General features: G+C 70.5%; 8 protein-coding genes. All 8 read right to left on the bottom strand.

The window, feature by feature from the left end; genetic code table 11:
* Positions 1 to 169: 169 nt before the first annotated feature.
* Positions 170 to 2050, bottom strand: a complete 1881-nt coding sequence (locus FRW57_RS12805; RefSeq protein ID WP_152186147.1) for an ABC transporter ATP-binding protein — start codon at positions 2048 to 2050, stop codon at positions 170 to 172.
* Entirely contained in the window at positions 2047 to 4050 is a 2004-nt protein-coding gene (locus FRW57_RS12800; RefSeq protein WP_152186146.1) for an ABC transporter ATP-binding protein, read from the bottom strand. The genes FRW57_RS12805 and FRW57_RS12800 overlap by 4 nt, the downstream gene beginning before the upstream one ends.
* A gap of 119 nt (positions 4051 to 4169) precedes the next feature.
* Positions 4170 to 4973, bottom strand: a complete 804-nt coding sequence (prcA, locus tag FRW57_RS12795) for a proteasome subunit alpha (protein ID WP_152186145.1) — start codon at positions 4971 to 4973, stop codon at positions 4170 to 4172.
* Positions 4970 to 5785: a proteasome subunit beta gene (gene prcB, locus FRW57_RS12790; protein WP_238999416.1), complete on the bottom strand. Its 816-nt coding sequence runs from the start codon at positions 5783 to 5785 to the stop codon at positions 4970 to 4972. The genes prcA and prcB overlap by 4 nt, the downstream gene beginning before the upstream one ends.
* Positions 5782 to 5985 carry a ubiquitin-like protein Pup gene (locus tag FRW57_RS12785; protein WP_137123000.1) on the bottom strand — a complete coding sequence of 68 codons (204 nt, stop codon included), beginning with the start codon at positions 5983 to 5985 and terminating at the stop codon, positions 5782 to 5784. Before FRW57_RS12785 ends, prcB begins: the two co-directional genes overlap by 4 nt.
* Before the next feature lie 121 nt (positions 5986 to 6106).
* On the bottom strand, positions 6107 to 7627 hold the full coding sequence (gene dop, locus FRW57_RS12780) for a depupylase/deamidase Dop (protein WP_275263143.1): 1521 nt from the start codon (positions 7625 to 7627) through the stop codon (positions 6107 to 6109).
* A 56-nt stretch (positions 7628 to 7683) separates the two neighbouring features.
* A complete protein-coding gene (locus FRW57_RS12775) occupies positions 7684 to 8256 on the bottom strand; it encodes a TetR/AcrR family transcriptional regulator (protein ID WP_152186144.1) in 573 nt (190 codons plus the stop codon).
* Positions 8253 to 8872: carboxypeptidase-like regulatory domain-containing protein (locus FRW57_RS12770; protein WP_162529347.1), on the bottom strand; the 620-nt coding region annotated here is incomplete at its 5' end. The genes FRW57_RS12770 and FRW57_RS12775, both read right to left, overlap by 4 nt.

Here is an 8872-nt window from a genome sequence, read left to right as displayed (position 1 = left end):
CGGTCTGACGCCACGGCCCCTGGCCGAGACGCTGGCCGACGGCCTGGCCTGGGCGCGCGAACAACCGGACGACCGCACCCGGTCTGCGGGGCTCACGGACGACGAGGAGCGCGAGCTGCTCGCCGCCGCCCGCCACACCTGACGCCGCTCGACCCTCACGCCGTCGTCGTCAGCCCAGCGAGTCCACCCAGGCCTCGTGCAACGCCGCGTAGCGTCCACCCTCGCTGCCGATCAGGTCCGCCGGGGTGCCGTCCTCGACGATCCGCCCGTGCTCGAGCACGAGCACCCGGTCGGCCACCGCCACGGTGGAGAGGCGATGGGCGATGATCAGCGCGGTGCGGTCGGCCAACACCGTACGCAGCGCCTGCTGCACGAGCCGCTCGCTCGGCACGTCGAGGCTGGAGGTGGCCTCGTCGAGGATGAGGACGGCGGGGTCCGCCAGGAACGCGCGGGCAAAGGTGATCAGTTGGCGCTGGCCGGCCGAGAACCGGCCGCCCCGCTTGCCCACGTCCGTCGCATAGCCGTCGGGAAGGACCGAGACGAACTCGTGTGCGCCCACGGCGCGAGCCGCCGCCTCGACCTCCGCATCGGTGGCCTCCGGCTTGCCGAAGCGGATGTTGTCCGCCACCGTGCCGTCGAACATGAAGTTCTCCTGCGTCACCATGACCACGTGCCGGCGCAGGTCCTGGTCGCGCAGGTCCCGCAGGTCCACGCCGTCCAGCCGGATGCTTCCGGCGCCCGGGTCGTAGAACCGCGCGATCAGCTTGGCGATGGTGGTCTTGCCCGCACCGGTCGTGCCGACCAGGGCGATCGTCTGCCCGGCCGGGACGGTGAGGTCGAGGTGCGGCAGCACCTGCTTCTCCGGGGTGTAGGAGAACTCGACGCCGTCGAAGACGACCGCGCCGTGACTCTCCTGCAGCTCCCGCGGCCGTGCGGGGTCACCGACGCTCGGCTCCTCCTCGAGCACGCCCGAGAGCTTCTCGAGGGCCGCCGAGGCCGACTGGAAGGTGTTGTAGAACTGCGAGATCTCCTGCATCGGCTCGAAGAACATCCGCAGGTAGAGCAGGAACGCGGCGAGCACCCCGATGGTCATGGCGCCGTGGTAGACCCGCCACCCGCCGTAGATGATCACGACCCCCATCGTGACGTTGCCGACGAACTTGATGGTCGGCATGAAGACCGCCACCAGCTTGAACGACTTCTCGTTGGCGAACTGGTAGCGCTCGGTCACGTCCTCGAAGATGTCCTGGTTGCGGCGCTCGCGGCGATAGGACTGGACGGCGCGGATCCCGGTCATCGTCTCCACGAAGTGCACGATCACCAGGGCCGCGTTCTCTCGCACGGCGCGGTAGGCCTTGGCCGAGGCGTCGCGGAACCACCGGACGACCAGCAACAGGATCGGGAAGCCGATCAGGCAGACGAGGCCGAGCTTGACGTCCAGGTAGACCAGCAGGAAGGCCGTGCCGATCATGGTCAGCAGCGCCGTGACCAGCCCGTCGAAGCCGTTGCTCAGCAGCTCCTGGATCGCGTCGATGTCGTTGGTGAGCCTGCTGACCACCCGACCGGAGGTGTAGCGGTCGTGGAAGGCGACGTCGAGCCGCTGGAAGTGCCGGAAGAGGCGGCGGCGCAGCTCCAGCAGGATCTTCTGGCCGATCTTGCCCGACAGCGCCAGGAAGAAGACCCGGCTCACGGCCTGGATCACCACGACCACGACCAGGACGACGAGGACTTCCACCAGCGCCCGCGCGCTGCCGCCGGCGAGCAGCGGCGGAACCCCGTGGTCGATCCCGCGCTGGACCAGGATCGGCACGGACAGCCGGGTGGCGTTCTCGATCAGCACCACCAGCACGAGCAGCAGCACCGTGGACTTGTAGGGCCGCAGCAGGTCTCCGAGCAGGCGGCGGCTGCGTTCCTTCAGCCGCAGGCCGACCGCGTCGGGGATGTCGTCCTGGTGCTCAGCGGCGACGCCGCGCCAGTCGGCCTCGGTCTCCGGTCGTGCGTCCTGTTCGCGCTGGGGCGCGGGGGCCTGCCCCTGGGCCTGCGGGGTCATCGCCGCGACTCCTCATACTCTGGCTCCACCCGTTCGTCCGCGTCGCAATGGTCGGCGTATGCCGTCCGCTCCGCCTCGGTCTCGCCGCGGGCGTCGCGCCAGGGCTCCTCGTCGTCCATCCCGCGCTCCCGGTCCGGGTCGACGTCGTCGTCGGCCGCCAGCAGGTAGCGGTAGGCCGGCACGGTCTCCAACAGTTCCTGGTGGGTGCCCACCGCAGTGATCCGGCCGTCCTGCAGCAGCGCCACCTTGTCGGCCAGCAGCACGGTGGAGGCCCGGTGGGCGACGACGATGCCGGTCACGTCGACGAGGACCCGTCGCAGGGCTTCCTCGACCAGCGCCTCGGTGTGCACGTCCAGGGCAGACAGGGTGTCGTCCAGGACCAGGATCCTGGGGTGGGTCAGCACGGCGCGGGCGAGCGCGAGCCGCTGCCGCTGCCCGCCGGACAGGCTGATCCCCTGCTCGCCGATGCGGGTCTCCAGGCCCCACGGCAGATCCCGGACGAAGTGCGCCTGCGCCACGTCGAGCGCCTCGTTCATCTCCTCCTCGGTGGCCTCCGGCCGGCCGAGCGTGAGGTTCTCGCGGACCGACATCGAGAACAGCGTCGCGTCCTCGAAGGCGGTCGCCACGATCTGGCGCAGGTCGCCGAGGGTGAGGTCGCGGATGTCGACGCCGTCGATGGTGATCCGGCCGCCGGTCACGTCCTGGAGCCGGGGCACCAGCGCGGTGAACGCGGTCTTGCCGGCACCGGTCGCCCCGACCAGCGCCACCGTCTCCCCCGGCGCGATGTCGAGGTCGAGGTCGTGCAACAGGTCCTCGTCGGCGTCGGAGAAGCGGAAGCTCACCGATTCGAACCGCAGGTGGCCGCGGGGCTCGACCAGCTCCTGGTCACCGTCCGGGATGCTCGGCACGGTGTCGAAGACCTCGGTGATCCGGTCGGCCGCGGTCATCGCCTCCTGCGTCATCGACAGCAGGAAGCCGAGGGAGGCGATCGGCCACACCAGCGAGAGCATCAGCGTGATGAAGGCGACCAGGGTTCCCATGGTCAGCTTGTCCTGCCCGGCGGCGATCGCGCCGAAGCCGAGCACCACGATCAGCGTGAGCGTGGGAATGATCTCGAGCAGGGTCCAGAAGCGGGCCTGCAGGCGCACCTTCTCCATCGAGGTGTCGTAGAGCGTGACGGCCCGGTCGTCGAACCGCTCGAAGACGTGCTCGGCGCGGCCGAACGCCTTGATCACCCGCACCCCGTGGGCGCCCTCCTCGACCAGGGTCGCCACGTCACCGGTCTGGTCCTGGACCCGCCGGGAGATCTTGGTGTACTTCCGCTCGTTGTTCAGCACCAGCATCACGATCGGCACGATGGAGACCAGCACGACCAGGCCGAGCGGCCAGTACATCTTCAGCAGGATCGCGGTGACGACCAGGACCTGCAACATGTTGAGGATCATGAACAGCAGCCCGAAACCGAGGAACCGGCGCACTGTCGAGAGGTCGTTCATGACCCGGGACAGCAGCTGGCCGGACTGCCACCGGCCGTGGAAGCCCATCGGCAGCCGCTGCATTTGCGCGTAGAGGTCCTTGCGGATCTCGGCCTCGACGCCCAGCGTGGCGCGGGCGACGACCCACCGCCGGATGAACATCAGGATGGCCTCGAGGGCGCCGAGGGCCAGGGCGAACGCACCGAGGGTGAACAGCCCCCGCTCGTCGCGTTGCGCGATCGGCCCGTCGATGACGGCCTTGGTCACGAGAGGCACCACGATGGTCGTCCCGATGCCGAGGACCGCGACGACGACCATGACGATCCAGCGCGACAGGTAGGGCCGCAGGTAGCCGTGCAACCGCAGCAGCGAGCTGTAGCGGCTGAGCCGCTGCGGTCGCGGGGCGAGTGGGGGCGCGGGCCGCAACGCCGCCGTCGACCTGCCGGACCGCACGGCGCCCGGGGGTGCTTCTGGTGGATGAGTCGAACCGGTCTGGTCGGGGCGGTGTTCCGGTTCGAGCGACATCAGTGGTGCGGCCCTACTCTCTGACGACGTGAGTGGCCCGGCGACTGGCGGCTGTCCCCCGGGATGCGGTGCTGAGGCTACCTCATTATGCCGCCCCGTACTGACGTCGCGCGACCGAATTACTCCGCCGGGTCGCGGTCCTGCCCCTGGGTCTGCGGGTTGGTGCTCAGGGTCTCGTGCAGGCCGGGTCGGACCTCGTCGTGGCCCGGGATGTCCATCGTCGGGTCCTCGCGGTTGAGCAGCGAGTCGAGCAGCGGTCCCCCGAGCCGGCGGAAGCTCCGGCGCGGGCGCCGGCGGTCGAGTACGGCCACCTCGAGCTGCCCGGCCCCGAGCTGCCGCGACTCACCGCCGGACGGATCCTGACCGAGCAGCTCCACGGCCAGAGCCAGCGAGTCGGCCAGCGGCATCCCGGCCCTCCAACGCTCCTGCAGCCCCGAGGTGATCTGCTCGCCGGCACCGCCCATGGCCACGAACCCCTCCTCGTAGGCGACCGACCCGTCATACGTCAGCCGGTAGATCTGGTCCTGGTCGGTGGCTCTGCCCACCTGGGCCACCACGATCTCGACCTCGTAGGGCTTCTGCTCCTGGGTGAAGACCGCACCGAGGGTCTGGGCGTAGGCGTTGGCCAGACCACGCGCGGTGACATCGGTGCGATCGTAGGAGTAGCCGCGCAGGTCCGCGTAGCGCACGCCGGCGACCCGCAGGTTCTCGTACTCGTTGTACTTGCCCACGGCGGCGAACGCGATGCGGTCGTAGATCTCCGAGACCTTGTGCAGGGCCCGCGTCGGGTTCTCGGCGACGAACGCGATGCCGTGTTCGTAGCCCAGGGCCACGACCGAGCGGCCTCGGGCAATTCCCTTGCGCGCGTAGTCTGCCCGGTCCTTCATGACCTGCTCGGGCGAGACGTAGAACGGCATCGTCATCGCGCACCTCCGGGGTTGCCTCGTCGGTCGGCGACGATCTGCTCGACGACCGCCTCGAGCCGCTCGTCATCCAGGAACCGGGTGCCGGCCTGGTCGATGACCGCCAGCGTCGGCCAGATCCGCCGGCCCAGGTCTGGCCCACCGGTGGCCGAGTCGTCGTCGGCCGCGTCGTAGAGGGCCTCGATGGCGACGCGCACCCCTTCGTCCAGGGTCAGGTCCGGCTTCCACAGCTTCTTCAACGAGCCGCGGGCGAACAGCGAACCCGAGCCGATGCTGTGGTGGTGGTGCTCCTCGTAGCAGCCTCCGGTGACGTCGTAGGAGAAGATCCGGCCCTCGTCCCGGTCGAGGTCGAAGCCGGCGAACATCGGCACGACCGTCAGGCCCTGCATCGCGAGGCCGAGGTTGCCCCGGATCATCGTCGCGAGCCGGTTGGCCTTGCCCTCGAGCGAGAGCAGCGTGCCCTCGAGCTTCTCGTAGTGCTCGAGCTCCACCTGGAACAGCTTGACCAGCTCGATGGCGACCCCAGCAGTGCCGGCGATGCCGACCGCGGAGTAGTCGTCAGCCGCAAAGACCTTCTCCATGTCGCGGTTGGCGATCAAGCTGCCCATCGTGGCCCGGCGGTCGCCGGCCATGATGACGCCGGAGCCGTGGGCCAGCGAGACGATGGTGGTGCCGTGCGGGGCCTCAACGGTCCCGCCCGACGGAAGGCCCCGGCCCGCCGGCATCAGGTGCGGCGCGTGGTCCTTCAGGAACTCGGTGAACGACGAGGAGCCGGTGGACAGGTATGCCGCGGGCAGCCTTCCGTCGTTCACTGGCCACCCTTCTGGACGAAGCCCCGCACGAACTCCTCGGCATTCGACTCGAGCACGTCGTCGATCTCGTCGAGGACGCTGTCGATGTCCTCGTCGAGGGCCTCCTTGTCCGCTGCGGCCTCGGGCGCCGGCGTGGGCCCGGGGACCTCGTCCGGCTCGTCCTCGCGACGCTGCGGTCGGCTGTGCTCCTGACCTGGCATCCGTCTCATCCTCCGTCTGGGCCGCGGTCCCGCTGCCGTTCGCAGGACCCTTACTCCGACCCTAACGGGCCGCACCCGCGGTGTCTCGGGGGCTCCACCACCTGAACGCGTCGGCTCGCCCTCAGCCGGACGCGGACGCGAGCCCCTCGAGCAGCGCCGCCGCGCTGTCGCTCTGGTCCAGCAGGGCGCCCACGCCGTCCCGGGTGCCGCGCAGCGGCTCGAGCATCGGCACACGTTGCAGCGACGGGTGCCCGGGCACATCGAAGATGACCGAGTCCCACGAGGCGGCCGCCACCTCGCGCGGGAACTTCTCCAGGCAGCGGCCACGGAAGTAGGCCCGCGTGTCCTCCGGCGGCTCGGTCATCGCGGCCTTCACCGCGACGTCGTCGATCAGCCGCTCGATCCGCCCGCGCTGCTCCATCCGGTTGAACAACCCCTTGTCGGGGCGCACGTCGGACCACTGGATGTCGATCGCCCGCAGCCGGGAGTCGGACCACTCCAGGCCGTCCCGGTCGCGGTAGCTCTGCAGGAGCGAGAGCTTGGCCACCCAGTCGAGCTCGCGAACACACTCCATCGGGTCGCGCTCGAGACGGGTGAGCACCGAGGACCACCGCGACATGACCTCGGCCGTGTCCGGGTCCACCGCGCCGGGAGAACGCTCCTGCAGGTAGCGGTCGACCTGCTCGAAGTAGGCCCACAGCAGCTGGACGGGGGTGAGTCGACGACCGTCCTTGAGCGCGACGAGGGTCTGCAGGGTGGGGTCGTGCGAGACGGCGCGCAGTGCCGCGACCGGGTGGTCGAGCGCGAGGTCGACGCGCAGCGCCCGGTCCTCGATCATCGCGAGCACCAGGCTGGTCGTGCCCAGCTTCAACAGGTTTGCCACGTCGCACTGGTTGGCGTCGCCGAGGATGACGTGCAGCCGCCGGTAGCGGTCGGCCACGGCGTGCGGTTCGTCGCGGGTGTTGATGATCGGCCGTTTCAACGTGGTCTCGAGCCCGACCTCGACCTCGAAGAAGTCCGACCGCTGGGCGATCTGGTAGCCGGCCGTGGTCGACTCGGTCCCGATGCCCACCCTCCCCGACCCGCACATCGCCTGCCGGACGACGAAGAAGGGGATGAGGTGCCGCACGATGTCGGTGAACGGCGTCTCGCGGGGCATCAGGTAGTTCTCGTGGGTGCCGTAGGACGCGCCCTTGCCGTCGGTGTTGTTCTTGTAGAGGTTCACGCCGGGCTGACCGGTGCGCGACAGCAGCCGGACCGCGTCGCGCATGACCAGCTCGCCGGCCCGGTCCCAGGTCACCGCGGCCCGGGGTGAGGTCACCTCCGGCGAGCTGTACTCGGGGTGGGCGTGGTCGACATACAGGCGGGCGCCGTTGGTGAGCACCACGTTGGCGAGGGTGGGGTCCTCCTCGTCGGTCAGCTGGCTCGCCTCGGCCATCTGCCGGCCCATCTCGAACCCCCGCGCGTCGCGCAGCGGTGCCTCGTTCTCGTAGTCCCAGCTGGCCTGTGCCGCCCGCATGCCCTGCTGGGTGGCGTAGGCGTTGACCACCTGCCCCGACAGCAACATCGGGTTGGCCGTCGGGTCACCGGGCACCGAGATGCCGTACTCCGTCTCGATCCCCATCACGCGCCGCACCGTCATACCCAGCAGCCTAGTGAGCGGCCGTCAGCGCCGCGGGTCCACACCCTGCCCGGCCATCAGCCCGCCGGGTCGTCTGCACCGGTGACCGCACCCTCGTCGATCAGCGACTGCACCCGTGCGCCGTACTCCTCGACCAGCTCGTCCACGTCGACCCGGTCGGGGGGCAGCAGCCGCAGGGTGCGCACGGCCGTGGCCAGTCCGATCAGCATGGCCGCGACCAGCTCGCTGCGCCGCAGGCCGTCCGGGTCGTCACCGAGCACCTCGCGCAGCATGGACAGGTATGACGCGTGGAAGCTCGCCCGCGACGACTCCGGATCGGGCGAGCCGTGGGTCAGGTAGGCCGCCCGCGCCCAGGGCTCGGCCATGTCCTGCTCGCGCCGGTCGAGGATCCGCCGGACCAGCTCGTAGCCCATCCGCGACCGTGGCACGCGCAGGTCATAGGGCTCCGGCGACATCGGCTCCGCATCGGCATACAGCTGCTCCTTGCTGCCGACCAGCTTCATCACCATCGCCGGGGACAGCCCGACCTCGGCGGCGACCTCGCGGATGGTCACCGACCGGTAGCCCCGCTCGCCGAACAGCCGGCGGGCCGCCCGCACGACGTTGTCGCGTGAGCTGTCGGCGGTCATGGCGCAGACGCCGGCACTGGCTCGGCCTCGGCGCCGATCTCCAGGTCGAGCTCCTGGGAGGCGGAGCCGACGAGCACGGCACGGGACACCGCCCGCGGCACGGAGGCGTCGACGCACGTCACCACGTAGCGGCCCGCCGGGGGCAGCGTCATCTGGAACCGGCCCTCCTGGTCGGTGCGCGCCGAGCCGACGGACTCACCGGAGGGCCGGGTCACGAGGACCAGCACGGCCTCGGCCCACGATCCGTCGGCGGTGACCGTGCCCGACAGCGTCAGCGGGCCGGAGAGCCGCAGACGCCGTTCGCCCGGCACCTCGGCGAGCTCCATGACCTCCGACTCGGGCCGCCAGCCGTCCGCGGAGCAGATGACCACGTAGCGGTCGGAACCGGGCAGCACCACCGAGAACGAGCCGTCATGGTCGGCCCGGCTCCAGTCGACGTGCTCGCCCGAGAGGGTGAGGATCGTCACCACACCACCCCGGACCGGACGGTCGTCGGCTCCGGTGATCACGCCGCGGACGACCACCTCGTGGGTGCGCCCGGCCGGCTTGAGCTCGTCCCGGGCCGCTTCGGGCGCGGCGGGCTGCGCGGGGGCGGCACCGGCCCGCGGGACCGCGG

It is taken from the genome of Segeticoccus rhizosphaerae (genome assembly GCF_009192725.1).
GTDB classification, from domain to species: Bacteria; Actinomycetota; Actinomycetes; order Actinomycetales; family Dermatophilaceae; genus Segeticoccus; species Segeticoccus rhizosphaerae.
Note: the sequence above shows the minus strand (reverse complement) of the source record. Positions and strands in the feature narration are given on the sequence as shown.